Origin of the sequence: Nocardia takedensis NBRC 100417 (assembly GCF_000308695.1) — a bacterium.
Lineage (GTDB): Bacteria > Actinomycetota > Actinomycetes > Mycobacteriales > Mycobacteriaceae > Nocardia > Nocardia takedensis.
This window is the reverse complement of the sequence record NZ_BAGG01000046.1, coordinates 46,203-71,780: the sequence shown is the minus strand read 5'-3', so window position 1 is coordinate 71,780 and position 25,578 is coordinate 46,203. Positions and strand designations below refer to the sequence as shown.

Sequence of the window (25,578 nt, the reverse complement as noted above, 5' to 3'; positions counted from 1 at the left end):
GGGCAGATTCGAGAGACACGTAGCTGGACATGTGTCTGGACGGTACCACCGACGCACGTCCGGTACAACGCCGAACGAGAACATGTTCTTGCACGGGTCCAAGTTTCCAGACTATATTCCGTACACCTGTCCAGACACTGTGGGAGTAGTCCATGAGTCTTCTTGATGCCGACGGTGCGCCGCTGCTGATCGGCGGCGACCTGCGTCCCGGCCGCGGCGGGGTGTTCGCGACGGTGAATCCGGCGACCGAGGAGACCCTCGGCCAGGCCGCCGACGCCGACACCGCCGACCTCGACGCCGCCATCGGCGCGGCGCGCACCGCCTTCGACGACACCGACTGGTCCCGCGACCACGCGCTGCGCGCGCACTGCCTGCGCCAGTTGCGCACCGCGCTCACCGAACACGCCGAGGAACTGCGCGAGATCACCGTGGCCGAAGTCGGCGCGCCGGTCATGCTCACCCACGGCCCGCAGTTCCAGGGCCCCGTGGACGACCTCGAATTCGCCGCGAACCTGGCCGAGACCTACTCCTGGGAAACCGATCTCGGCACCGCGAAGCCGATGGGCATCCCGAGCGCGCGGGTGCTGCGCCGCGAGGCCGTCGGCGTCATCGGCGCGATCACCCCGTGGAACTTCCCGCACCAGATCAACTTCGCCAAACTCGGTCCGGCGCTGGCGGCGGGCAACACCATCGTGCTCAAACCCGCCCCCGACACCCCGTGGTGCGCGGCCGCGGTCGGCGCGGTCATCGCCGAACACACCGACATCCCGGCCGGCGTGGTCAACATCGTCACCTCCGCCGATCACGGCCTCGGCGCGCAACTCACCTCCGACCCGCGCGTGGACATGATCAGCTTCACCGGGTCCACCGCCACCGGACGCGCGGTGATGACCAACGCCGCCGCCACCCTGAAGAAGACCTTCCTCGAACTCGGCGGCAAATCGGCCTTCGTCATCCTCGACGACGCCGACGTGGTCGCCGCCGCCAACTACGCGGCCTTCTCGGTCTGCGTGCACGCGGGCCAGGGCTGCGCGCTGACCACCCGCCTGCTGGTGCCGCGCGCGCACTACGACGAGGCCGTGGCCGCCGCCGCCAAGACCATGGGCTCCATCCGGCCGGGCGACCCGACCTCCTCGGGCACCATCTGCGGCCCGCTGATCTCCGAACGCCAGCGCGCCCGCGTCGAGCACTACCTCGACCTGGCCCGCGCCGAGGGCGGACGCATCGTCGCGGGCGGCGGCAGGCCCGCCGACCTGGATCGCGGCTATTTCATCGAGCCCACCCTGATCGCCGACCTCGGCAACGACGCCACCGTGGCCCGCGAGGAGATCTTCGGCCCCGTCCTGGTGGTCATCCCGCACGACGGCGACGACGACGCCATCCGCCTGGCCAACGACTCCCCCTACGGGCTGTCCGGCGCGATCTGGGGCACCGATCCCGGCCGCATCGCCCACGTCACCGCGGGCATCCGCACCGGGACGCTGAGCGTCAACGGCGGCATCTGGTACTCGGCCGACGCCCCCTTCGGCGGCTACAAGCAGTCCGGGATCGGCCGCGAGATGGGGGTGGCGGGCTTCGAGGAGTACCTGGAGTCCAAACTCGTCGCGACCGCGGGCTGACCGGCATGAGCAGCGACCGCCGGGTGACCGGCACGATCCGATACCGCCCGGTGACCGGCGGGTCTCGCACCGCGGGCAACGCGCCGAGAGCCGTGGCCGACGCGCGACCCGGTCCGGCATCGGGCAGACTACCCGGTATCGATCCGTCCGCCGACGAAGGAAGCCGCTAGTGCGCATTGCTTTGTTGTCCTACCGAAGCAAAGCCCACTGCGGCGGCCAGGGCGTGTACATCCGTCGACTGAGCACCGGTCTGGTCGAATTGGGGCACGAGGTCGAAATCTTCTCCGGGCCGCCCTATCCCGAGGATCTCGACGAGCGGGTCCGGCTGACCGAGGTGCCGAGTCTGGACCTCTACCGCGAGGACGACCCGTTCCGCACCCCGCGGCCCAGCGAGATCCGCGACCGGATCGACCTGCTGGAACTGGCGACGATGTGGACCGCGGGCTTCCCCGAGCCGCGCACCTTCAGTCTGCGCGCGGCCCGACTGCTGCGCGAGCGCGTCGCGGAATTCGATGTGGTGCACGACAATCAGTGCCTGGGCAGCGGTCTGCTCGACATCGCGCGGATGCTGCCGCTGGTGGCGACCATCCACCACCCCATCACCCGCGACCGCGAGGTCGACCTCGCCGCCGCGATCTGGCGGCGCAAACCGCTCGTGCGCCGCTGGTACGGCTTCCTCGGTATGCAACAGCGTGTGGCGCAGAGGATTCCGGATCTGTTGACGGTGTCCTCGTCCTCGGCCGCCGACATCGTCGCCGATTTCGCGATCGACCCCGCCCAGGTGGAAGTGGTGCCGCTCGGGGTGGACACCGCGCTGTTCTCCCCGGGGACCGCGCCGCGCGTGCCCGGGCGCATCGTGGCGGTCGCCTCGGCCGACAAACCGCTCAAGGGCATCAACCACCTGCTCCAGGCGTTGACCCGGCTGCGGCTCTCGCACAGCGTCGAATTGCAGTTGGTCGCCCGCCTCGAGCCCAACGGCGCGACCGAGAAGGCGATCGCCGAACTCGGCCTGTCCGACATCGTCACCGTGCGCAGCGGAGTGAGCGACCGCAAATTGGCCGAACTGCTGCGCTCGGCCGAGATCGCCTGCATCCCTTCGCTGTACGAGGGTTTCTCGCTGCCCGCGGTGGAGGCGATGGCCAGCGGCACGCCCTTGGTGGTCAGCCGCACCGGCGCGCTGCCGGAAGTGGTCGGCGAAGCGGGCGTGTGCGCCGAACTCATCGAACCGGGCGACCCGGTCGCGCTCGCCCGCGCCATCGGCGCGCTGCTCGACGCGCCGCAGCAGCGCGCGCGGATGGAACTGGCCTGCCGCGAACGCGCGGTGAGCGTCTTCAGCTGGGCCTCGGTCGCCGCGCGCACCGCCCAGGTCTACCAACGGGCCATCGACCGGCGCACCGCCGCCGGGGCGCTGCCCCCGCACCACACCGGAGGTTCCGCATGCTGACAGTCGATTTCGATCGCCTCGCGATCGGCGCGGGCACCCGCGTCATCGACGTCGGCTGCGGTGCGGGCAGGCACTCCTTCGAGGCGTACCGGCGCGGCGCGGACGTCGTGGCCTTCGATCAGGACGCCGAGGAACTGGCCGGGGTGGAGGTCATGTTCGGCGCGATGGCTGAGGCGCGGGAGGTCCCGCCGGGGGCGAGCGCGCGCACGGTGCGCGGCGACGCGCTCGCGCTGCCCTTCGACGACGAGGAGTTCGACGTGGTCATCGCCTCGGAGATCCTCGAACACATCCCGCACGACGACGCGGCCATCGCCGAGTTGGTGCGGGTGCTGCGGCCCGGCGGACAACTGGTGGTGACGGTGCCGCGCTGGCTGCCCGAACGCCTGTGCTGGGCGCTGTCCACGGAGTACCACTCCAACGAGGGCGGGCACGTGCGCATCTATCGCGCCGACGAACTGCGCGGCAAGATCCACGCCAACGGCGTGCGTTTCACCCACCGCCACCACGCGCACGCGCTGCACGCGCCGTACTGGTGGCTCAAATGCGCGGTGGGCGTGCGCAAGGACGACCACCCGCTGGTCAAGGCGTATCACAAACTGCTGGTCTGGGACATGATGGGCAGACCACGCACCACCCGGCTCGCGGAGACCCTGTTGGATCCGCTGGTCGGCAAGAGCGTGGCCCTGTACTTCGCCAAACCGGCGGTGCGACGTGCCGCGGCCTGAGCTGCCGTTCGTCCCCGGGGCGCTCAGTCGCCGACAGAGTCTGCGCACCGCCGAATCCATCGCCGCCGAACAGCAGCCCTCGGGCGCGATCCCGTGGTTCCGCGGCGGCCACACCGATCCGTGGGATCACGTGGAGTCGGCGATGGCGCTCAGCGCCACCGGCCTCTACGACGAGGCGCGCGCCGCCTACCGCTGGTCGGCGGCCACCCAGCGCGCCGACGGCTCCTGGCCGCGCCAGTTCCGCGGCGACGCGGTGGAATTCGACGACAGCGACAGCAATTTCTGCGCCTACTTGGCGACGGGTGTCTGGCACCATCTGCTGTGCACCGGCGATCTGCCGTTCGCGCGCGAGTTGTGGCCCAGCGTGCGGGCGGGCATCGATTTCGTGCTCGGCATGCGCGGTGAGCACGGCCAGATCCATTGGGCCGCCACCGCTTCGGGCGAGGTGGTCACCGAGGCGCTGGTGACCGGGTGTTCGAGCATCCACCACAGCATCCGCTGCGCGCTCGCCTTGGCCGAGCGGATGGGCGAGGACCGTCCCGACTGGGAGGCCGCGGCGGTGCGGTTGGCCAACGCCCTGCGGCACCGGCCCGAGGCGTTCACGGCCAAGGACCGGTACTCGATGGACTGGTACTACCCGGTGCTGTGCGGTGTGCTGACCGGGGCGGCCGGGCAGGAGCGGATCGCCGCGCGCTGGAACGAATTCGTGGTGGGCAACATCGGCATCCGCTGCGTGTCCGATCGCCCGTGGGTCACCGGCGCGGAGACCTGCGAGTTGGTGATGGCGCTGGACACCCTGGGCGACGGGGCGCGGGCACGCGAATTGTTCGCCGCCATGCAGCATCTGCGCGAACTCGACGGGTCCTACTGGACGGGTCTGGTCTTCGCCGACGGTAAGCGCTGGCCCGAGGAACGCACCACCTGGACGGGCGCGGCGGTCGTGCTGGCCGCCGACGCCCTGTCCGGCGCCACGCCCGCGAGCGGGATCTTCCGCGAGATGGGCGCGGCCTACGTCCCGGTCTGATCCGGGCCCGGTTCAGCGGGGGGCGGGTTCGACGATCCGCTCGAGCACGCGCAGCGAACCGGTGGCCGACACCTCGCGGAATTCGCCGCTGTCCAGGGCGCGCCGGTAGATGTTGTAGGGCGCGCGGCCGCCGTCGTTCGGGTCGGGGAACACGTCGTGGATCAGCAAAGCGGAGCCGACGGCGACCCGCCAGGCCCAGTTGTCGTAGTCGCGCTGGGCGGCCTGCTCGGTGTGTCCGCCGTCGATGAACAGCACGTCCAGCGGCGTGCCCCAGATCGCGGCGGCCTGCGTGGAATCGCCGACGATGGCGACCACGCAACCGTCGAGTCCGGCCCCGACGATCGTGCGTCGGAATTCGGTGAGCGTGTCGAATCGTCCGGTCACCTCGTCGACCAGTGACGTGTCGTGATATTCCCAGCCCGGCTGATGTTCTTCCGAACCCCGGTGGTGATCGATGGTGTAGACCGGGGAATTGTTTTCCCTGGCCGCGCCGCCGAGCAGAATGGCGGATTTTCCGCAATATGTCCCGATCTCGACGACCGGCCCGCCGCGGGTATATCCGGCAACCGCCTCGTAGAGGGCTTTTCCCTCGTCGGCGGGCATGAATCCGCGGGCCTGCGCGGCCACTTCGAGCCAATGCGCGATATCGGGGGCCGCCGTCGCGGCCGCGGAGGTATTCGAAACCATCAGCGTTGTGTCCACCTGCCTGTGACGCCGCACCGTCGGCGAAACGAATACGGAACTGTTGCTCCGGAACAGGCGGAATAGTATCATCCAGACACATGTCCAGAGGTGATTCCAGCAATGTCGAGGCGACGCGACGCCGCCTGACCGGGAAACAAGCCGACACCGTCGACAAGCTCACCAGAGCCGCGGTGGAAGTGCTGTCCCGCGAGGGTTTCGCCGGGATGACCATCCGCATGGTGGCCACCGCGGCCGGGGTGGGCACGGCCACCGCCTACACCTACTTCTCCTCCAAGGAACACCTGGTGGCGGAGATCTTCTGGCGGCGGCTCAAATCCGTGCCCGCACCGGTCAGCGACGACCCCGACGCCACGGTCCGGGTACTCGAGGAACTGCGCGGCATCGCCATGCTGGTGGCCGACGAACCCGAACTGTCCGGCGCGGTCACCAGCGCACTGCTCGGCCGCGATCCCGATGTCGAGCACCTGCGGATGCGCATCGGCGCGGAGATCCGCCAGCGCCTGGCCCGCGCGCTGTCCCCCGACCCCGACGACGAGGTCATCGAATCCCTCGAACTGCTCTACGCGGGCGCGCTGGTCCGCGCGGGAATGGGCTACGAATCCTATGCCGACATCGCCGACCGACTCGAACGCGCCGCCCGACTGGCCCTCAAGTGAGGTTCGGGTCGGCCCGCAGGCCCGGCAGCACGTAGCGGCGCATGTGCTCGCCCACCGCGGCGACGTCGTCGGGGTCGACGGTGTCGCCGTGCATGGTGCCCAGGCTGATGAGGATTCGCGCCACCCATTCGGCCACCGCCGTCCGGTCGTGGTCCGGGTGGATCTCCCCGCGCTCGACGGCCGCGTCGACGTAGGGCCGCCAGAAGCGGGCCAGATCCGGCACCAGACCGGAGACGCCGACGCCCGCGCACACCGCGAACTCCTCGGGTTCCTCGGTGCGCAGGCGCATCAGCAGCGCGCCCGGGTCGTCGTAGGCCCCGCGCCCGATGCGCACGCCCGCGGCGAGTTGGTCGCCGAAGGTCGCGATGGCGTCGAGTTCGGCGCGCGCGTCGTTCCAGAAGGTGGTGTTGAGTTTGACGATCGCCGCGCCGAGCAGCGCGGACTTGTCCGGGAAGTGCCGGTAGAGCCAGGCGCGCGACACCCCCGCCTCCTCGGCCACCTCGCTGACCGTCGTCGCCCGTATCCCCTTGTCCGCCAGCAGTTTCTGGGCGGCGTCGAGCAGGCGGTCCACCACGGTGATCGTCGGCGTCTCCGTCACGCGTCTCCCTTCCGGGTCCGATCGTCCCACGGGGAACGGCAGCGGGTTTCCCGAAAACCCTAACAAGGGGTGGACAGATCTGGGAATGTGACTACCAGTAGACACAATCTTGAATCTGTCTACACGGCGTGAAAGGACGGGTCATGAACCAACCGCGGACCGCGGTGATCGGGGCCGGTATCAGCGGTGTGACCGCGGGCAAGATGCTCAACGACTACGGCGTGGACTACGTGAGCTTCGAATCCTCGGATCGGGTCGGGGGCAACTGGGCCTTCGGCAACCCGAACGGGCACAGCAGCGCCTACCGGTCACTGCACATCGACACCTCCAAACATCAACTCTCCCTGCGGGATTTCCCGATGCCGGCGCACTACCCGGACTTCCCGCACCACACCTTGATCAAGCAGTACCTCGACGACTACTGCGCGGCCTTCGGACTCACCGAGCACATCGAGTTCGAGAACGGCGTCGAACACGCCCACAGGCTGCCCGGCGGCGGGTGGGAACTGCGGACCCAGCGCACCGGCACGCGCCACTTCGACCTGCTCGTCGTCGCCAACGGCCACCACTGGGACCCGCGCTACCCGCGGTTCCCCGGCGAATTCAGCGGCGTCACCCTGCACGCCCACCACTACATCGACCCGCGCACCCCGATGGACTTCTCCGATCAGCGCATCCTGGTCGTCGGCCTGGGCAACAGCGCCGCCGACATCGCCGTGGAGCTGTCGTCCAAGGCGCTGGGCAACAGCCTGACCCTGTCGACCCGCTCGGGCGCGTGGATCGTGCCCAAGTACATCGCGGGCCGCCCCGCCGACAAGTACTACAAGACCTACCCGTATTTCCCCTACTCCTGGCAGCGCAAGATCGCCCAGTGGGGCCAACCCCTCACCGCGGGCCGCCCGGAGAACTACGGCCTGCCCACCCCCAACCACAAATTCTTCGAGGCGCACCCCACCCAGTCGGTGGAACTGCCGCTGCGCCTGGGCTCCGGCGACGTCGTCGCCAAACCCGACATCGCGCGACTCGACGACCGCACGGTGCACTTCACCGACGGCACCAGCGACGATTTCGACGTCATCGTCTACGCCACCGGCTACAACATCACCTTCCCGTTCTTCGACCCGGAATTCCTCAGCGCCCCCGACAACCGCATCGACCTCTACAAGCGGATGTTCGTGCCGGGGATCGAGGATCTGGTCTTCGCCGGATTCGCCCAGGCCACGCCGACGCTGTTCCCGTTCGTGGAATGTCAGGCACGCCTGGTGGGGGCCTACGCGGCGGGACGGTACCGGCTGCCGACGCCGGAACGCATGCGCGAGGTCATCGCCGCCGACCAGGCGTTCTACACCGGGCACCTGCTCGACCGACCCCGGCACACCCAGCAGGTCGACTACTTCCTCTACGAACACGACATGCGGACCCGCGAACTGCCGGCGGGCGCGCGCCGCGCGAAGGTGCAGGGACCACCGAACTGGGCGGGCCGCACCGACGCCCCCGCCGCGACGGGAGCACTCCAGTGAGCACCGGACACCAGCGGATCAGCTTCGACTCCCACGGGGTCACCTGCGACGCGTGGTACTTCGCCCCCGCCGCGGACAGCCCGTTCGCGACACCCTCGGGTTGCCCGGTCGTGGTGATGGCGCACGGTTTCGGCGGCACCAAGGACTCCGGCCTCGCGCCGTTCGCGGACCGTCTGGCCGCCGCCGGACTGGCCGTGTTCGCCTTCGACTACCGCGGCTTCGGCGCGTCCGAAGGCGAACCGCGTCAACGTGTCTCGCTGACCGCGCAGGTCCAGGACTACCGCGCGGCCGTCGTCGCCGCCGGGGCGCGCCCCGAGGTCGACGCGGGCCGGGTCGTCCTGTGGGGCGTCTCGCAGGCGGGCGGACACGCGCTCACCGTCGCCGCCGACCGGAGCGACGTGGCCGCGGTCATCGCGATGGTGCCGATGGTCGACGGGATCGCGGCCGGACGGCACGCGCTGGCTCAGGTCGGCCTCGGCGCGCTGGCCCGCTCCACCGTCAGCGGTGTGCGCAGCGCCGTCGCGGGCCGGTTCGGGGCCGCGCCGAGGATGCTGCCGCTGGTGGGGCGGCCCGGCGAACACGCGGCGCTGACCGGGGAGGGCTACTACGAGCGCTACCTGGCCCTGGCCGGGCCGACCTGGCGCAACGAGGTCGACGCGGCGGTCGGGCTCGAGATCGGCGGCTACCGGGCCGACCGGAACGCCGACCGCATCGTGGCCCCGGTCCTGATGCAGATCGCCGACTTCGACGGCGCCGCACCGCCGTACGCGGCGGCCAAGGCGGCGGTCAAGGCCCGCGCGGAAGTGCGACACTACCCGTGCGACCATTTCGACCTGTTCCCCGGCAACCCGTGGTTCGAATCCGCCGTCGAGCACCAGGTGCACTTCCTGCGGCGGCATCTGCTCCGCGACGGGTCCGCGCCGTGGGACACCGTCACGGGATCGAGGGAAACGGTATGAGCGAGCAACGCAGCGCACTCGTGGTCGGCGGGGCGTCCGGCATCGGATTGGCCAGTGTCCGGGCGCTGGTCGCCGACGGCTTCCGGGTGACCATTGCCGACATCGACGAGGACAAGGCCGCGGCCGCCGCCGCCGAGATCGGCCCGCAGGTGTCGGCGATCGAGATGGACGTCTCCGACGAGACCGCCGTGAGCGAAGGGTTGCAGAGGCTGCGCGGCGTGCACACGGTGGTCAGCAGCGCGGGCCTGTCGGTGCCCGGCCCGATCACCGAACTCGAACTCGCGCACTGGCAGTCGACCATCGACGTCTGCCTGACCGGGACCTTCCTGATCCTCAAGCACGCCGGACGGCACATCGTCGACGGGGGCAGCATCATCTGCATCGCCTCGCTCAACGGCCGTCAACCGGGCGCCGGAATGGCCTCCTACTGCGCGGCCAAGGCCGGTGTGCTGATGCTGGTCGAGGTGGCCGCGCTCGAACTCGCCGAACGCGGCGTGCGGGTCAACGCCATCTCCCCCGGTCTGGTCGACACGCCGCTGGTGGCCGGGATCTCGCTGGTGCCGGGCCTGACCGAGGAATACCTCGACAACACCCCGCTCGGGCGCAGCGGACAGCCCGAGGAGATCGCCGACATGGTGGCCTTCCTGGCCTCCGACCGCGCCCGCTGGATGACCGGCAGCGCCGTCGACCTCAACGGCGGCGCGCACCTGCGCCGCTATCCCGATGTGCTGAAACGGATCTCCGCGATGGCCGAGGCCGCCGAGAACTCCTGACCGGACGGGCGGGCCGTCGCGCGACGGCCCGCTTTCCCGCGCCCGGGTCGACTCAGCGCAGCGCCCCCGGGACCAGATCGCCCACGGCGGCGGCGGCGCGCTCGAGCATGGTGTGGAACATGCGGTCCCCGCGCGGCGTCGGCGCGGCCGCGCCGCAGCCGAACACGATGATCAGCGGAGCCTGGATCAGCGAGTCGACGTAGTCGCGGCGGCACTGCTCGGCGGTGTAGTCGGTGACCCCGAGGTCGAGCAGCGCGCGGTGGTAGTCGGCCACGATCGCGTCCTCGTGCGCGCGACGGTCGGCGACGGTAAGGCTGGTCGCGAGCAGGAAGGCGATGTCGCGCAACGGTTGTCCCGGCGTGATCGTCTGCCAGTCCAGCACGGTGACCGTGCCGTCGGGCGCGAACATCACGTTGTCGACCCGCAGATCGCCGTGCAGCAGCGCGAAATTCGAGGTGGGCGCGACCAGCCAAGGTCCGGCGGCGGCCACCAACCAGTCCACCGTCGCGCGTTCGGCGTCGGTGAGCCGATCGGCGAAGCGCCCCAGGAACACCTCGGCCATCGGCGCGAGCACCGATTCCATCAGCTCGCGGTCGTCCTCGGTCGGCAGACTCAGCCCCGGCGTCTCGAGCAGCGTCGGGTCGTTCCAGCGCGGCGCGTGCAGGCCGGCGGCCGCCAGGGCCACCGCCCGCGCCTGCGCGACCGTGCACCCCGCGATCTGGTCGCCTTGGCGGGCGGGCGCGAGATCGTCGAGCAGCAGGACGAATTCGCTGCCGGATTCCGAGGCGACCGCCGCGTGACAGCCCGGCACCGGCACCCGCACGGTCGGGGCCAGGTCGCGGTAGAAGCGGACCTCGTTGCGGAACGCGCCGGACCCGAAACTGCGGTGCTCCTCGGGACCTTCGGCGAGTTTGGCGATGAGCGTGGCGGGCAGGTCGCCCGCGCTGGTGGTCAGCGACAGGCGGTAGGAGCCCGCCATCTGTCCCGAGCCCACCGGTGTCGCGGTGACGGTGTCGACCACGACGTCGCGGCCGTGCGCGCGCAGCGCGGCGGTCAGCCAGTCCGGGGTGAGTCCGCCGATCTCGGTCGGTGCCGAGAGGTCTTGCGGCAGGGGCGATTCGATACTCACGGACGGACTCCTGACCGGTCGTTGCGCCCCGGATTGGCGGGGCGGGCGCGCTCGGGCGGCGCGAGGGTGCGGTAGGCGGCCAGCACGGGGGCCGCCTCGGTGGGGGTGACGCCGTGCAGGATCACCGAATCCACGCCCAGCCCGAACTGCCGGTCGACGGCCTCCGCGCGGGCGCGGGGCGACCCGGTCGCGCTGTCGCGCACCCACGCCGCGGGCACGATCTCGGCCAGCTCGGCCAATTCCGCCGGTGTCGCGGTGGCGTCGATCGCGCCGCGCGCGGCGGTGAAGGCCGTGGCGGCCCGGACGCGGTCCAGATCGGCGGCGTGCCAACTGTTCGCGCGCATCAGCACGTCGGGATAGCCCTGGAGGTAGGTGGCCAGCCGGCCGTAGAGGCGACGCAGCCGGTCGGTCTCGGCCAACTCGTCGCCGACGGTGGCCAGCACCGACCAGATCCGCACCGAGTCCGGATCGCGGCCCGCCGCGGTCGCCGCCTCGCGCACCGTCGCGACCGCCCGCGCGGTCGCCTCGTCGCTCAGGAAGGTGTGCAGGACGACGGCGTCGGCGATGTGCCCCGCCAGACGCAGCGTCCGCGGACTCATGGTGACCAGCAGGATCGGCGGCGGCGGATCGAGGGTGACGCCCAGGTGCAGCACCGGGTAGGACCCGATCGCGCCGTCGTGCCCGAGCACCGTCTCCCCGCGCCACAGCCGCCGCAGGATCTCGGCGATCTCGGTCAGCTGCGCCGCGGTCACCGTGGGCAGGCCGAGGATCTGCCACTGCGGGTCGATGCCGCGACCGAGGCCGAGCGCGAAACGGCCGCCGCTGAGTTCGGCGACGGTCGCGCCCATCGTCGCGGTGACGATGGGGTGGCGCGTGTGGTGGTTGGTGGCGGCGGTCGCCACGCCGAGCCGGGTGGAGGACGCGGCCAGCGCACCCGCCAGCACGGCGGCGTCCTTGATGTTGAACCGCTCGGAGACGAACGCCGCCCCGAAGCCGAGCCGGTCGGCCACCCCGGCCTCGGCGGCGAGTTCCGCGGGCGTGACGGGGTGTCGGGACAGGGCGTAGTAGCCGAGTTCGGTCAGCTGTCGGGCGTCCGCGCCCGGATCACCCTGCGACACCGGCGCTCCCGACCGGGGACGCGGCGGGCTCGTAGACGGTGGCGCGCGGCGCGCGGACCCACAGTGTCCCGTCGCCGGCGCTCGCGCCCTGCTGGACCAGTTCGCGCTTGAGGATCTTGTTGGTCGCGGTGGTCGGCAGGTCGGGGGCCAGGCGCACGAAACGCGGCCACGCCTTGGGCGAGAGGTCGGGCTGGGCGGCGAGGAATGCCGACAACCCGGCCGGGTCGAGGGTTTCGTTGTCGCGCAACACGATCGCGGCCATCACCGCGTCGCCCACCTGCTCGTCCGGGACGGCGTAGACAGCGACGCGACTCACCGCGGGCAGCCGTTGCAGGATGCGCTCGATCGGGCCCGCCGCGAGATTCTCCCCGTCCACCCGCATCCAGTCGGCGGTGCGGCCCGCCAGGTAGATCCAGCCGTCGGCGTCGCGGTAGGCCAGATCCCCCGACCAGTAGATGCCGCCGCGGGTGCGTTCGGCGGTGGCGGTCTCGTCGCCGTAGTAGCCCATGAACAGGCCGGTGCCCTGGGCGTTGACCAGTTCGCCGATGGCCTGGTCCGGATTGGCCAGCGCGCCCGTGTCGTCGAAGACCGCGACCGGGCATTCGGTGACGGTGGCCGAATCGTACACGGCCACACCGGGATAGCCCTTGCCGATGGAACCGGGCGGGGTGCCGGGTTCGCGGGTGATGATGATCGCCAGTTCGGTCGAGCCGAAGCCGTCCCACACCGTACAGCCGAAACGCCTGCCGAATTCCTCGATGTCGCGGTCGGTGGCCTCGTTGCCGAAGGCCACCCGCAGCGGGTTGTCGGCGTCGTCGGCGCGCTCCTCGGTCGCCAGGATGTAGGCCAGCGGTTTGCCGACGTAGTTCATGTAGGTGGCGCCGTATTCGCGGATGTCGGCCAGGAAGGTCGAGGCGGAGAACTTGGCGGGCGCCATGAACGAGCCCTCCGCCCCCCGTATCGAGGAAACCGAGGTGGTCGTCGTCGGCGCGCGATGCGCCGGATCGGCGACCGCGCTCACCCTGGCCGCGGCGGGCCGCTCGGTCATCGCCCTGGACAGCGCGAGCTTCCCCTCCGACACCCTCTCCACGCACCTGCTCTGGCCCGCGGGCGTCTTCGAGTTGCGCGAACTCGGCGTCCTGGACCGCGTCGAGGCCACCGGCGCGCCGCGCCTGACCACCGCCATGGCCGTCGGTGCCGGCCACACCCTGTCCGCGCCGTTCACGCCCCTGCACGGGATCGACTACGGACTGTGCGTGCGGCGTGTGCACCTCGACGCCGCGCTGGTCGACGCCGCGGTGGCCGCCGGGGTGCGGGTCCGGCAGAAGTGCCGGGTCCTGGAGTTGGTGCAGGAAGGCGGCCGCTGTCGCGGGGTGCGCTACCGCGATACCGACGGCGCCGTGCGCGAGATCCGCGCGTCACTGGTGATCGGGGCCGACGGCCGCCGCAGCACCGTCGCGCGCCTGGTCGGCGCACAGGAGCCGTACCTGGAACAGCCCAGCGGCCGCGACTGCTATTTCGCCTACTGGCGCGACGTCGACCCCGACCGCCGCCACATCGCGGTGCAATGGCGCGAGGGCGCTGACCTGGGCACCGCGTTCCCCTGCGACGACGGTCTGGTGCTGAGCCTGGTCCAGCCGCCCGCCGTCGCCGGCCCGCTGCGCCCCGGCGACGCCGACCGGCGCTACCACGACGCCATCGCCCGTCTGCCCGAACTGGTCGAACGCCTCGACGGCTGCGCGCGGGTCGGCGGGGTCCGCTCGGCCACCGGCATCCGCTCCTATTTCCGCCACTCCAGCGGCCCAGGCTGGGCGCTGGCCGGCGACGCGGGCCACTTCAAGGACCCGGTCACCGCGCAGGGCATCCGCGACGCGATGTACTACGGCCGGGTCCTGGGCAAGCGGGTCGCGCCGGTGCTGGACAACCCGGTCGCCCTGGACGCGGTGACGCGCGGCTGGGAGGAACTGCGCCTGCGCGAATGCCTCGAGGTCTACCAGTGGACCAACCGGCTCGCGCGCGGAGAAGCCATGCGGCCGTGGGAGATCGAGATGTACCACCGCGCGGTCACCGATCCGGTGCTGGCCGCCGCGGTCATCGAGATCTTCTCCAGGACACGCAATCCCGGCGCGCTGTTCACTCCCTGGGAATCGGTGTCGCTCTCGACGCTGGCGCTGTGGCGCTCCAAGGCCGCGCCGGGCGCGGTGGTGCGCGATATCGTGCGCGAACTGCGCGACACCGCCGACGAATGGCTGGAGACCCGCCGCGCACTGCATCCGCCCACCCGCGGCGCGCGACCGGTCCCCGGAGCCGCGCTGCCGGACCCGGTCACCGAATCGGCGGCGACGGCCTGAGCGTCGGCCGAGCACAGGCGGCCTGCCCGGCGGGATCGGCTTGCGGGATGCTTGTCGGCGGATCGCGCCGGTCGGCGTTGGGCCTGCGGGCGCGGATCAGCGGCGATCGAACGGTGCGGCGAGCGAGCGGTGCAGATTCACCTGAGCGCGTCCGCCCCCGCGCGCGGCGGACGCCTCGGCGGCGTTGTCGGCGGTGAGACGGTGGATCGCGCGGTCCAGGGTCGGCAGGATCTCGGTGATGTCCATGGTCTTGTCCACGAACCGGCCGATCAGCGCGAAGGTCAGATTCGACAGCACCATGCCGACGTCGGCGACATAGCGCGGGTCGGCCCCCTCGACCAGCGGCGCGGCCACCGGCAGGATCGCCTCGACGCCCTGGGCGTCCAAGCGGTGCCCGCCGACGCCCGAGCGGGCCCGATAGTAGGCCTCCAACATGCGCGGATCGCGCTCCCACGGCTCGAAGACACAGCGCAGCAGGCGCATCAGGCCCGCGCGCAGACTCTCCCCCGGCTCGGGCGCGGTCACGGTGGAGTAGCTGTGCTCGGCCATCCAGCGTTCGACAGCGGCCACGATCATCTCGTTGCGGGTGGGAAACCACTTGTAGACGGTCGCCAGCGACACCCGCGCGCGCCGCGCGACCTCGCGCAGTTGCACCGCGTCGTAGCCGTCGTCCTCGAGTAGTTCGAGCACCACAGCGAGGATCTGTTCCGACTGCGCGTCGTGCCCTGAACCACCGTGCCCTGAACCACCCACGCACTCACGATAGCGTCGGCGGGCGGAACGTCGTCGTACCAGTTGACCACGGGAACTCGCCGCTGACGCGCGACGGCCCGGTTCGAGCCGGCGGCGTGGGTCGAGGCGAAACGCTTCGACGGGCCACCGGGATCGAACCGGGCCGTCGCGGACGCGTCAGTCGCTGTGCTGCTTGGCGGCCTGACGGGCTTCGTTGACGTCGGCCGCGGACCGTGCGGCCTCCGCCTCGGCCTCCTTGCGCGCGGCCTCACGCTGCGATTCGGCCTTGTCCTGCTGGGCGCGACCCTCCTCGCGGAGGTTCTCGTTACCGGTCACCGCGCCCGCGGCTTCCTTGGCCCGTCCCTTGATGTCCTCGACGACGCCTTCCACGGCTTCCTTGGGTCCACTTCCGTGCTCGGCCACTGCTGCCTCCCGTGTTCGGAGTATCGGGTTGTCGAAGGACGGCATAACCCGCGTCTCCCTGTTCAAACGCGCACCGACGGCGCCCGGAAACACCGTGACGTGGGCCACCTCCGAGGACGCCCACGGGGCTCAGCGCTTGTGCACCCGCGCGCGGACCTGCTCGGTGAACTCGCTCGTGGACGCCTGACCGCCCAGGTCGGCGGTCGCGATCCCGGCCGCGAAGACCGCCGCCACGGCGTTCTCGATGCGGGTAGCGGCCCGGCCGAGCGCCGGGTCGCCGTCGCGGGCGCTCAGCCAGTGCAGCAGCATCGCCGCCGACAGGTGCGAGGCGACCGGGTTGGCCCGGTTGTGGCCCGCCAGCGTCGGGGCCGCGCCGTGCACGGCCTGGGCCATCGCGCGCGTCGCCGAGCAGTTCAGCGACGGCGCGGTCCCCAGCGACCCCGCCAGTTCGCCCGCCAGATCCGACAGGATGTCGCCGAACATGTTCTCGGTGACGACGACGTCGAAATCCGCGGGGGCGCGCACCAGGTGCGCGGCGGCCGCGTCCACGTGCTCGTCGAGCACCTCCACGCCCGGGTAGGCGTGACCGACCTCGCGGCACACGTCGCGGAACAACCCCATCGTCATCGGCAGCACATTGGCCTTGTGCACGATCGTGACGCGTTTGCGCCGCGTCGCGGCCAGCCGGAACGCCTCGTGGGCGATCGACTCGGTGGCGCGCCGGGTGACCACGCCCACCGCCAACGCGACCTCGGCGGTCGGCCGGAACTCCCCCGACCCCGCCACCATGTTGCGGTCGGCGTAGAAGCCCTCGCTGTTCTCCCGCACGATCACCAGGTCGATGTCCGGGGCCGCCGCGCGCACGCCGGCGAAGGCCCGCGCGGGCCGGATATTGGCGAACAGGCCGAAATGCTTGCGGATCGCGCCGCCGGGAGCCACGGTGCGCCGGAACTCGGGCGGGTAGGAGGCGTTGTCGTGCGGGCCGAGAATCCAGGCGTCCAATTCCTCCAGCGTCCGCAGCGTCGCCTCCGGCACCGGATGGCCGAACTCCTCGATCGCGCGGTGCCCGATCAGCGCGGGCACCCAGTCGACCGGCGCCGCGCCCACCGCGGCCATCGCCTCGTCCACCACCGCGCGCGTCGAGGCCACCACCTCCGGACCGATCCCGTCGCCCTCGATCAGGCCCAACCGCACCGTTCTGTTTACGACATCCACCCGGTCATCCTCGCCCGCGCGCACCGGACCGACCGGCACCGTCCCCGCGGACACGCCGATCCGACGGTTCCGGCGCGCCGCGAGCGGGTACCCGGGCGGGAACGCCCCACGACGGGCCGAATCACCGCTGTCATCGGGCGCGGGCGACCCGACGCACGCGGCGACGGGGAAGATAAGCGGGACGTACGGCGTTACAGCCTGCGAGACACGAGACGAGAGGACCTCATGGCCACCCAGACGCTGACGGAGAAGAATTTCGACGACATAGTCACCGGCAACGACGTGGTGCTGGTGGATTTCTGGGCTTCCTGGTGCGGACCGTGCCGCAGCTTCGCCCCGACGTTCGAGGCTTCCTCGGACCAGCATCCCGACGTCGTGCACGGCAAGGTCGACACCGAGGCCGAACAGGGTCTCGCGGCCGCGGCGAACATCCGCTCGATCCCGACCATCATGGCCTTCCGCGAGGGCGTGCTCGTCTTCGCCCAGCCCGGCGCGCTGCCCGCCGCCGCGCTCGAGGATCTGGTCACCCAGGTCAAGGCCCTGGACATGGACGAGGTCCGCAAGCAGCTCGCCGAGCAGCAGGCCGCGTCCGAATAAGCGACGGCGTCCCGCGTCCCACCACGCAGTTGACCGGGCCCGCGCACCGAATTCGGTGCGCGGGCCCGGTCCTGTGCCGCGTGTCGGACTCAGCGACGGGCGGGGTTCAGGAACCCAGTCCGTTGATACTCGAAATCATCGCGCGGACAGTCGATTCCGTGCCGTCGGCGGCCAGGGCCGCACCCCACCCGCGCTTGCCCTCGAACTCGCACCGCACGAACGTGGCGGTGCCGTCCTCGGTGCGGCGCTGGTGGAATTGCAGGATCTCGACCGGGAAGCCCTCGTCGTAGAGCGCCGAGGTCAGCGCGGCGACGGGACTTCCGGTGGTGTGGACCGAGCGGAACCGATCGGCGAAGGCCAGCGTCACGGTGCTGGCCGAATCCTGTCCGCCTGCCCATTCGCTGAGCCGGACGGGACCGGTCTGCGCGCAGTACCGGTCGTAGAACTCCGCCGGGGTCAGCCCGGCTGTCTCGGCGCGCAGGCTCTTGGGGGCGGCATCGAAGAAGGTCATGGTGTCACTTGTCAGGATCGTCATTGCAGTAGAGGTCTTCCCGAAGAATGTCGGTGGAGGGGGACCAGCATCAACAATCAACAGCCCGCAGCGAGGGGGCCGGTCCGAATCAGACCCCGCTACGGCGGGTTACTACGAGAAGTCGCGCCTGCGCCACCATCGCGGTAAGCGGGAGTAGCACCACGCTGTCGCGGTCTGCGACAGTCAGCGCGGCACTGTGGCTCGGGGCGGGATTCGGCACGCGATCGAGAATAGGCACATCCGAGGCCGAAGGCAACCTCATTCGATGCCCGTTTTCCGCCAATCGCGAAATTCATCGTCGCAGCTCAGACCACCCGTCGAGGCTACTCGGCGGTATCGTTCGGACCGCGCGGTCGGGAGTACCGTTGCTCACAGTCGGCGCGCCGCCCCGCGACGACATCGATCTCGCCGGGGGCGCGGGTTGGGTGCGCCGCGCGGAGACAGCCGGCGCGCCGGTCACGCCCGCGCGCTGACCGGCTCCGGATCGCGCCGCGCCGCTTCGGATTCCGCGGCCGGGGTGCGCGCGAGGCCCACCCGGTCGTAGCCGACGGTGGCCGCGGTTCCCAGGAGCAGACCCACCGCGAGTCCGGCCGCCGTCATCCAGAGTCCGTGCCCCAGACCGGATCCGGCGTCACCGTCGAAGAACATGATCGCCCGCACCGCCAGGTAGATCTGGTGCATCGGCTCGAACCGGGCCAGCACCGCGATGTAGCCGGGCACGGCCTCGAGCGGGACGGTGGCCGCCGAGGACGGCAGGCCCAGCACCACGAACAGCACCAGGTTCACCATCAGTCCCGCGGTGCCGAAGGTGGCAAGCACCGACAGCGCGGTGATGCCGACCGCGAGAATCGCCAGCGTCCCGTACAGCCACAGCAGCAGCGCGCCGGGCAACGGGACGCCCAGCAGGCGCGCGACGCCGAGGAACACCGCCGACAGGATCGGGGCCGCCGCGCCGATCACCGCCCACTTCACCAGCAGCGTGCGGAACCTGCTGAGCCCGGAGGCGGGCGGGTGCACGAACCACGGCCCGTATTCGGTGGGCGTGAAGCCCAGCGCCGAGTCCAGCAGCGTGTTGACGATCATCGCGCCGGTGAAACCGGCCAGCAGGAGGATCAGCGTGTAGAAGAACGCCACGAGGCCCTGACCGGCACCGTCGGGCATCGGGCGGTAGGGCGCCTCCACGACGTGGACGGGATCGGCCAGCACCAGGCGCGCGGCCGCGCTGATCTGGTCCCCCGCCTTGGCCGGATCGGGCGCGCCCGCCGCCAGCGCCGCGTGCACGCGCTCGGTGAGGTTGCGCCCCACCGTCTCCGAGACCCGGGTCAGCGCCTGATCGGTGATGCGCTGGGTGATCCCGGTCGTGTACGGCCCGACCCGCGGGTTGGTGTACACCGTGATCGCCGGCGGTTCGATGTCGCCGGGAACCACCGCGCCCGTGCCCAGCAGCACCAGTCGCTTGGTGAAATCGGAGGGGATGACGATCGCGCCGTAGACCTGCCCGGATTTCAATTGCGCTCGGGCCTCGGCGATCCCGAGGACGCGCAGGTCGACCTTGTCGGCGGGGATGCCCTCGCGCAGCGCGTCGGTGATCTGCGCGCCGAAGTTGGCGGGCGCGCCGTCGACGGTCTCCCCCACATCCTGATTCACCAGGGCGATCGGGAAGTCGTGCAGGTTCTTCTCGGTGTTGGCGGCATAGCCGAGGTACATGGTGGCCATGAGCGCGGCGAACAGCGACAGCAGCGCGATCGGGGCGGTGAAGGTCCGAACCGTCATGGAGCAAAATGTAGGCAGTGCCAACAAAGTAGTCAATGCCTACATTTTGTTATCCTGCTCCCACCATGTCCTTCACCCGCACCCGCGCCTACCACCACGGCGACCTGCGCGCCGAGATCCTCCAGCGCGCCGAGGCCACCTTGCGGGAGTCCGGGGTGGACGGTCTGTCGCTGCGCCGGTTGGCCCGCGACATCGGCGTCAGCCACGCCGCCCCCACCCGGCACTTCAAGGACCGACAAGCCCTGATGGACGCGCTCGCCGTCGCGGGCTTCGACCGTCTCGCGGCCTCCTTCGGAGACCTGGATACCCACGCCCGCCTGGACGAACCCATGCGCGCGATGGCGAGCGCCTACCTGCGCTTCGCCACCGAGAACTCCGCGCTGCTCGCGCTGATGTTCGCCCGACGGCACAGCCCCGTCGCGGGCGACGAGATGGCCCGTGCCGTCGATCGCGCCTTCGCCACCCCCGTCGCGCTCATCGCCCGCGCCCAGGATCTCGGCGAAGTCATCCCCGGCGATCCCCGACGGATCGCGCTGGCCTGGGTGGCGGCCCTGCAAGGGCTGGCCACCTTCCTCGGCTCGGGACTCGTCGCCCCCGGCGACGCGGACGCCTGGCTCGACGACACCATCGATCACGTCATGCTCGGCCTGCGCCCGCGCGCGGAGTCGGATTGAGCGGATACCTCGTTCAGCGCACCGGTGGCCACATCGAAGACGAAACCGCGGATATTGTCCTTGTGCGGGATGAAGGCGCTGTCCTTGATCCGCGCGATCGACTGGCGCACATCGGCTTCCAGATCGCTGAACGCCTCGGCCGCCCATTCCGGCTTGATTCCGGTGTCCTGCTAATGCGCGGCGGAATCCCAACTGCGGCCGGTGCCGACCGACACGTCCAACGGCACCGACAACGAGATCGCCGCGGACATCCGCTCCCTGGCCAAGGTCTCCAACCGCTCCCGCTCGCCTTCGGCGACCTCGAAGACGAGTTCGTCGTGGATCTGCAACAGCATCCGCGAGGACAGACCCGCCTGGTCGATCGCCGTGTTCACCCCGATCATCGCGACCTTGATGATGTCGGCCGCGGTGCCCTGGATGGGCGCGTTCAACGCCATGCGCTCGGCGGCCTCGCGGCGCTGGCGGTTGCCGGAATCCAGGTCCGGCAGGTAGCGGCGGCGGCCGAACAACGTCTCGGTGTAGCCGACCTTGCGGGCCTGTTCGACCACCTCGTACAGGTAGTCGCGGATGCGACCGAACCGGGCGAAGTAGACGTCCATCTGCTCCTTGGCCTCGGTGGTGCTGATCCGCAACTGCGCGGCCAAGCCGAAAGAACTCAACCCGTAGGCCAGACCGTAGGACATCGCCTTGATCCGCCTGCGCACCTCCGGGGTGACCTCCGAGATCGGGATGTCGAACGCCTTGGAGGCCACGAAACTGTGCAGATCCTCGCCGGAGTTGAACGCCTCGATCAGGTTCTCGTCGCCGGACAGGTGCGCCATGATGCGCATCTCGATCTGGCTGTAGTCGGCGGTCATCAGTTCGGCGTAACCCGGACCCACCACGAAGGTGTCGCGGATCTCGCGCCCGGTGTCGGTGCGGATCGGGATGTTCTGGAGGTTCGGTTCGGTGGAGGACAACCTGCCGGTCGCGGCGATGGTCTGATTGAACGTGGTGTGGATGCGCCCGTCCTCGGCCACCGATTTCAGCAATCCGTCCACGGTGACTTTCAACCGGGTGGCGTCGCGGTGTTCGAGCAGATGACGCAGGAACGGATGTTCTGTCTTCTCGAACAGCGATTCCAGGGCGTCGGCGTCGGTGGTGTAGCCGGTCTTGGTGCGCTTGGTCTTCGGCATGTCCAGTTCGTCGAACAGCACGACCTGCAACTGCTTGGGCGAACCCAGGTTGATCTGCTTGCCGATCACCCCGTACGCCGCGTCGGCGGCGGCGGCGACCATATCGGCGAAGCGACGCTGCAACGCCTCCAACTGCGCGATGTCGACCGCGATGCCCGAATTCTCCAGATCCGCCAGCACGCCCAGCAGCGGCAACTCCATCTCGGCCAGCAGCGGCACCGATTCGATGTTCGCCAATTCGGTGTCCAGCGCGGCGGCCAGATCCAGCACCGCCCTGGCGCGCAGCATCTCGGCCTGGGCCTGCTCGGCGTCGACCGTTTCCTCGTCGTCCAGCAGCGACAACTGCGGTTCGGCCTCGGTCTCGGCGCGCAGTTCGCGGTGCAGGTACCGCAGCGACAGGTCGTCCAGGTTGAAGGTGCGCTGCCCGGGACGGACCAGATAGGCGGCCAGCGCGGTGTCGCTGGTGAGCCCGCCCAGGGTCCAGCCGCGCCCGCGCAGCGCGTGCATGGCCGATTTCGCCTCGTGCAGCGCCTTGGGCACCGCGGGATCGGCCAGCCAGGCCCCCAGCGCCGCCTCGTCCTCCGGGGTCAGCACCGTGACGTCGATGTAGCCGCCTTCCCCGTCGGCGGCGGCGATGGCCAAAGCGCGCACGTCACCGTTGGCGGGCGCGCCGGTGCCCACCACCGCGACGCCGTGCCGCTCGCCGGGCGGCGCGTGCTCGGCCAGCCAGTCCGCGACCGCGCCGACTTCCAGTGCGCCGCCGCTGATCTCGAAACCGGATTCGGCCTCGGGCTCCGGCGGGGCCAACGTCTCGAACAGTCGGTCGCGCAGCACCCGGAATTCCAGGTCGTCGAAGAGTTGGTGGATCTTGTTGCGATCCCAGGGCTGTTTGGCCAGCTGATCCGGAGTGTAGGGCAGCGGGAGATCCTTGACCAGTTCGGTGAGTTGACGGTTGCGGATGACGTTCTGGAGATTGTCGCGCAGCGCGTCGCCCACCTTGCCCTTCACCTCGGGGACCCGGTCGACCAAGGTCGCCAGATCGCCGTATTCGCGCACCCATTTGGCCGCGGTCTTCTCACCGACGCCGGGGATGCCGGGCAGATTGTCGCTCGGATCACCGCGCAGCGCCGCGTAATCCGGGTACTGGGCCGGGGTGAGACCGTATTTGGCCATCACCTCCTCCGGGGTGAACCTGGTCAGGTCCGAGACGCCCTTGCGCGGGTAGAGCACCGTGACGTCGTCGGTGACCAACTGGATCGCGTCGCGATCGCCGGTGACGATCAGCACCCGGAAACCCTGCGGGGCCGCCCGGGTGGTGAGGGTGGCGATGATGTCGTCGGCCTCGTAGCCCTCCAGTGCCATGACCGGGATGCCCATCGCGCCGAGCACGTCTTTGGTGAGTTCGACCTGCCCGCGGAACTCGTCGGGGGTCTGGGCCCGATTGGCCTTGTACTCCGGATACTTCTCGGCGCGGAAGGTCTTGCGCGAGACGTCGAAGGCGGCCGCCACGTGGGTGGGTTTCTCGTCGCGCAGCAGGTTGATCAACATGGCGGTGAAGCCGTAGACCGCGTTGGTGGTCTGGCCCGTCACCGTCTTGAAGTTCTCCGCCGGTAGCGCGAAGAACGCGCGGTAGGCGATCGAATGCCCGTCGAGCAGGAGCAGTGTCGGGCGGTCCGCGTCGGTCGGATCGCTCGAACCGGTGGCCTGGCGCTGCGCGGTCGTGGGTGAACTCACGCCGCTGAGTCTAGGGACCGACACCGACAGGCCACGACCTCGACACCCGTGCGGGGTGCGCGCGGCCGCTCAGTCGACGTGCGCGGCGGCGGCGTACCAGGTGTTGCACTCCCAGGTGTCGCCGGTGTCGGAACCCCATTTCCACCAGCCCCACACCGTCGCGTCGGTGCCGCGCGCACGCGGTTCCCCCGGTCGGTCGCCCGCGGCGCGATTGGCCGCGGCGGCCTCGGTCCAACTCGACTCGTCGAGGTCGACGCGCCCGGCGTTGGTGCCCAGGAACATGCCCGAGAAGCAGGCCGCCTGCAATTCCAGGCGTCGGCTCAACTCCAGGCCCGCCGCGGAGTCCCAGCCCACGGAGGTCCGGCGGTCCCGGTAGGCGCGGGTGACGCCGATCACCGACTGGATGTGGTGGCCGTATTCGTGGGCCAGCGCCGCCAACTGCGCGCCGCGGCGGGAATCGGCGACGGCGGGCCGCACGGTCGCCATGGGCAGCAGGATCGTCTCGGTGCTCGGGCAGTAGTGGCCGACCCGGATCTCGGTGTCCCCCGGCGCGCACAGGCCGCGGACCGCCGGGATCGATTCGGGCACCTGGAGTCGCGGCGAGCGGAACGGCAGGCCCGCGCCGCGCAGCGTCGGCTCCCAGGAGGCGTCCAGGCAGGCGATCGCCGCGAGGTAGAAGGCCCGCGCGCCGGACTGGTCGTCACGCCAGGACGGCAGCGCGCAGTCGACCCGGTGCACGCCGACATGGCGGGCGAAGAGCGGATGATCGGCCAGCGCGTGCACCGCGCGATCCTCGGCGACCTCCCCCGCCAGCGGCGCGCCCGCCACGGGCGGCGCCGCGTCGCGGACCGGATCGACCCCCTCGGAGGGCAGTCCGTGGAAACCCGGTATGCCGTCGACCGCGGCGGCCGTGCGCGCGGACTGCGGTTGTTCGGCGCGACCGCAGGAGCGGCCGGTGAGCATGATCGCCGCGGCCAGCACGGTGGCCACCACCCCGTACACCAGGATCGAGGACATCCGCCCACGCCGGACCCGGTCCGGAAGGACCGTCAGCGGGTTGTCCATGCCTCATCCCTCGACCGAGCATCAGAACGAACCCACATGGAACCCGATCGGTCGACTCCCCGCAACTCGGGAAATACTTTCCCGCAACCGAAGAAGGCACTGGATGTGCCCCCGATCACCGATCCCGGCAAACCTCACCGCCGGGATCGGCGAACGGTGCGCGTCAGCCCACGCCCAGATAGGCCGATTTCACCGACGCGTCGGTCAGCAGCGCCGAGCCCGCCCCGGATTTGGTGACCTCGCCGGTCTCCAGGATGTAAGCCCGGTCACTGCGGGCCAGCGCCTGCTGGGCGTTCTGCTCCACCAGCAGCACGGTGGTGCCCTGCTGGTTGATCTCGCTGATGATCCGGAAGATCTGCTGGATCACCATGGGCGCCAAGCCCATCGACGGTTCGTCGAGCAGCAGCAGGCGCGGGCGGGCCATCAGCGCGCGGCCGATCGCCAGCATCTGCTGTTCGCCGCCGGAGAGGGTGCCGCCGACCTGCTTGCGCCGTTCGGCCAACCGCGGGAACAGGTCGAACACCCAGTCCAGCGTCTTGGTGTACTCCTCGCGCTGCGGGAACGTGCGGCCGTAGCAGCCCATGTCCAGGTTCTCCTGGACCGTCATGCCGGGGAAGACCCCTCGACCCTCGGGAGCCTGGATCAGCCCGTCGAGCACCCGTTCGTGCGCCTTGGCCTTGGTGATGTCGCGGCCTTCGAACAGGATGCGGCCCTTGGTCAGCGGCAGCAGGCCCGACAGCGCGCGCATCGTGGTGGTCTTGCCCGCGCCGTTGGCGCCCAGCAACGTCACCAACTCGCCCTCGGCCACCCGCAGCGAGATCCCGTGCAGCGCTTGGATCCTGCCGTAGTTGACGACCATGTCCTCGACTTCGAGCAACGCCGGGGCGTCCGCGAAATCGCGGGCGGGCGCGGCTTCGGCGGGGCCCGCCGGTTCGCGCACCTCGGTCGGCTCCCGCCCCGGCACGGGCAGCGTGAGCTTCTCGGTCGGCTGCTCGGGCGCGACGAACATCGGCGACCCGGGCGCGCTCGGCGTCTTC

Annotated in this window: 24 protein-coding genes and 1 pseudogene; 11 read left to right on the top strand and 14 right to left on the bottom strand. The window is 70.6% G+C overall.

Annotated features, from left to right (window positions below):
- Positions 1-152 precede the first annotated feature (152 nt).
- The 4 genes from ON30_RS10120 (at position 153) to ON30_RS10105 (ending at position 4,812) form a co-directional block, all read left to right on the top strand.
- Positions 153-1,619, top strand: a complete 1,467-nt coding sequence (locus ON30_RS10120; RefSeq protein ID WP_040705991.1) for an aldehyde dehydrogenase — start codon at positions 153-155, stop codon at positions 1,617-1,619.
- A gap of 169 nt (positions 1,620-1,788) precedes the next feature.
- Positions 1,789-3,063 carry a glycosyltransferase family 4 protein gene (locus ON30_RS10115; protein ID WP_040705990.1) on the top strand — a complete coding sequence of 425 codons (1,275 nt, stop codon included), beginning with the start codon at positions 1,789-1,791 and terminating at the stop codon, positions 3,061-3,063.
- On the top strand, positions 3,057-3,788 hold the full coding sequence (locus tag ON30_RS10110; RefSeq protein WP_040705989.1) for a class I SAM-dependent methyltransferase: 732 nt from the start codon (positions 3,057-3,059) through the stop codon (positions 3,786-3,788). Before ON30_RS10115 ends, ON30_RS10110 begins: the two co-directional genes overlap by 7 nt.
- Positions 3,775-4,812, top strand: a complete 1,038-nt coding sequence (locus ON30_RS10105; protein ID WP_040705988.1) for a glucosidase family protein — start codon at positions 3,775-3,777, stop codon at positions 4,810-4,812. Before ON30_RS10110 ends, ON30_RS10105 begins: the two co-directional genes overlap by 14 nt.
- A 12-nt stretch (positions 4,813-4,824) precedes the next feature.
- On the opposite strand, the gene ON30_RS10100 is transcribed toward ON30_RS10105, so the two are convergent.
- Complete coding sequence (locus ON30_RS10100; protein ID WP_051029147.1) at positions 4,825-5,499, bottom strand: class I SAM-dependent methyltransferase; 675 nt, start codon at positions 5,497-5,499, stop codon at positions 4,825-4,827.
- Between the two features lie 95 nt (positions 5,500-5,594).
- On the opposite strand from ON30_RS10100, the gene ON30_RS10095 reads away from it, so the two are divergent.
- Positions 5,595-6,173, top strand: a complete 579-nt coding sequence (locus tag ON30_RS10095) for a TetR/AcrR family transcriptional regulator (RefSeq protein WP_040705987.1) — start codon at positions 5,595-5,597, stop codon at positions 6,171-6,173.
- Here ON30_RS10095 and ON30_RS10090 read toward each other — a convergent pair.
- Positions 6,166-6,771 carry a TetR/AcrR family transcriptional regulator gene (locus tag ON30_RS10090; protein ID WP_040705986.1) on the bottom strand — a complete coding sequence of 202 codons (606 nt, stop codon included), beginning with the start codon at positions 6,769-6,771 and terminating at the stop codon, positions 6,166-6,168. The two genes, ON30_RS10095 and ON30_RS10090, sit on opposite strands and share 8 nt — an antisense overlap.
- Positions 6,772-6,914: 143 nt before the next feature.
- On the opposite strand from ON30_RS10090, the gene ON30_RS10085 reads away from it, so the two are divergent.
- From ON30_RS10085 to ON30_RS10075, 3 genes are read left to right on the top strand one after another with little or no spacing between them, the layout of a single operon-like run.
- The gene (locus ON30_RS10085; protein ID WP_040705985.1) at positions 6,915-8,291 is read left to right on the top strand and encodes a flavin-containing monooxygenase; all 1,377 of its coding nucleotides are present in this window, start codon (positions 6,915-6,917) and stop codon (positions 8,289-8,291) included.
- On the top strand, positions 8,288-9,250 hold the full coding sequence (locus tag ON30_RS10080) for an alpha/beta hydrolase (protein WP_051029141.1): 963 nt from the start codon (positions 8,288-8,290) through the stop codon (positions 9,248-9,250). Before ON30_RS10085 ends, ON30_RS10080 begins: the two co-directional genes overlap by 4 nt.
- A complete protein-coding gene (locus ON30_RS10075) occupies positions 9,247-10,023 on the top strand; it encodes an SDR family NAD(P)-dependent oxidoreductase (RefSeq protein WP_040705984.1) in 777 nt (258 codons plus the stop codon). Before ON30_RS10080 ends, ON30_RS10075 begins: the two co-directional genes overlap by 4 nt.
- Before the next feature lie 52 nt (positions 10,024-10,075).
- On the opposite strand, the gene ON30_RS10070 is transcribed toward ON30_RS10075, so the two are convergent.
- The 3 genes from ON30_RS10070 to ON30_RS10060 are packed head-to-tail and all read right to left on the bottom strand — an operon-like array spanning position 10,076 to position 13,318.
- Complete coding sequence (locus ON30_RS10070) at positions 10,076-11,134, bottom strand: phosphotransferase (protein WP_040706021.1); 1,059 nt, start codon at positions 11,132-11,134, stop codon at positions 10,076-10,078.
- 14 nt (positions 11,135-11,148) lie between these two features.
- Positions 11,149-12,270: a TIGR03857 family LLM class F420-dependent oxidoreductase gene (locus ON30_RS10065; RefSeq protein WP_040705983.1), complete on the bottom strand. Its 1,122-nt coding sequence runs from the start codon at positions 12,268-12,270 to the stop codon at positions 11,149-11,151.
- Positions 12,257-13,318 (bottom strand): AMP-binding protein, encoded by a 1,062-nt coding sequence (locus tag ON30_RS10060; protein WP_245553992.1) that lies wholly within the window; start codon positions 13,316-13,318, stop codon positions 12,257-12,259. Before ON30_RS10060 ends, ON30_RS10065 begins: the two co-directional genes overlap by 14 nt.
- Between ON30_RS10060 and ON30_RS10055 the strand changes: the two genes are divergently transcribed.
- Positions 13,206-14,621, top strand: a complete 1,416-nt coding sequence (locus ON30_RS10055) for an NAD(P)/FAD-dependent oxidoreductase (RefSeq protein ID WP_051029146.1) — start codon at positions 13,206-13,208, stop codon at positions 14,619-14,621. The two genes, ON30_RS10060 and ON30_RS10055, sit on opposite strands and share 113 nt — an antisense overlap.
- Positions 14,622-14,717: 96 nt before the next feature.
- On the opposite strand, the gene ON30_RS10050 is transcribed toward ON30_RS10055, so the two are convergent.
- From ON30_RS10050 to ON30_RS10040, 3 genes are all read right to left on the bottom strand, one after another.
- Positions 14,718-15,311, bottom strand: a complete 594-nt coding sequence (locus ON30_RS10050) for a TetR/AcrR family transcriptional regulator (protein ID WP_051029145.1) — start codon at positions 15,309-15,311, stop codon at positions 14,718-14,720.
- Between the two features lie 219 nt (positions 15,312-15,530).
- Positions 15,531-15,776: a microaggregate-binding protein 1 gene (gene mbp1 / locus ON30_RS10045; RefSeq protein WP_040705982.1), complete on the bottom strand. Its 246-nt coding sequence runs from the start codon at positions 15,774-15,776 to the stop codon at positions 15,531-15,533.
- A gap of 129 nt (positions 15,777-15,905) precedes the next feature.
- Positions 15,906-16,991 (bottom strand): isocitrate/isopropylmalate dehydrogenase family protein, encoded by a 1,086-nt coding sequence (locus tag ON30_RS10040; protein ID WP_040706014.1) that lies wholly within the window; start codon positions 16,989-16,991, stop codon positions 15,906-15,908.
- Between the two features lie 225 nt (positions 16,992-17,216).
- Here ON30_RS10040 and trxA point away from each other — a divergent pair, with 225 nt between their 5' ends.
- Entirely contained in the window at positions 17,217-17,588 is a 372-nt protein-coding gene (gene trxA, locus ON30_RS10035) for a thioredoxin (protein WP_040705981.1), read from the top strand.
- A 106-nt stretch (positions 17,589-17,694) separates the two neighbouring features.
- Here the strand turns inward: trxA and ON30_RS10030 are convergent, their stop codons facing one another.
- Both ON30_RS10030 and ON30_RS10025 read right to left on the bottom strand, forming a co-directional pair.
- Positions 17,695-18,099, bottom strand: coding sequence for a 2-isopropylmalate synthase (locus tag ON30_RS10030; protein ID WP_245553991.1), 405 nt, complete (start codon positions 18,097-18,099; stop codon positions 17,695-17,697).
- 477 nt (positions 18,100-18,576) lie between these two features.
- Entirely contained in the window at positions 18,577-19,893 is a 1,317-nt protein-coding gene (locus ON30_RS10025; protein WP_051029140.1) for a YhgE/Pip domain-containing protein, read from the bottom strand.
- A 65-nt stretch (positions 19,894-19,958) separates the two neighbouring features.
- On the opposite strand from ON30_RS10025, the gene ON30_RS10020 reads away from it, so the two are divergent.
- On the top strand, positions 19,959-20,567 hold the full coding sequence (locus ON30_RS10020) for a TetR/AcrR family transcriptional regulator (protein ID WP_040705979.1): 609 nt from the start codon (positions 19,959-19,961) through the stop codon (positions 20,565-20,567).
- On the opposite strand, the pseudogene ON30_RS40965 reads toward ON30_RS10020, so the two are convergent.
- From ON30_RS40965 to ON30_RS40960, 4 genes and pseudogenes are all read right to left on the bottom strand, one after another.
- A pseudogene (locus tag ON30_RS40965) lies at positions 20,525-20,734 on the bottom strand (carbonic anhydrase); the annotation flags it as partial. The gene ON30_RS10020 and the pseudogene ON30_RS40965 sit on opposite strands and share 43 nt — an antisense overlap.
- Positions 20,735-20,737: 3 nt before the next feature.
- Positions 20,738-23,476, bottom strand: coding sequence for a DNA polymerase I (gene polA / locus ON30_RS10015; protein WP_040705978.1), 2,739 nt, complete (start codon positions 23,474-23,476; stop codon positions 20,738-20,740).
- Positions 23,477-23,545: 69 nt separating this feature from the next.
- Positions 23,546-24,541, bottom strand: a complete 996-nt coding sequence (locus ON30_RS10010) for a neutral zinc metallopeptidase (RefSeq protein WP_051029139.1) — start codon at positions 24,539-24,541, stop codon at positions 23,546-23,548.
- A gap of 163 nt (positions 24,542-24,704) precedes the next feature.
- Positions 24,705-25,400, bottom strand: a complete 696-nt coding sequence (locus tag ON30_RS40960) for an ABC transporter ATP-binding protein (RefSeq protein ID WP_245553993.1) — start codon at positions 25,398-25,400, stop codon at positions 24,705-24,707.
- Positions 25,401-25,578 lie beyond the last annotated feature (178 nt).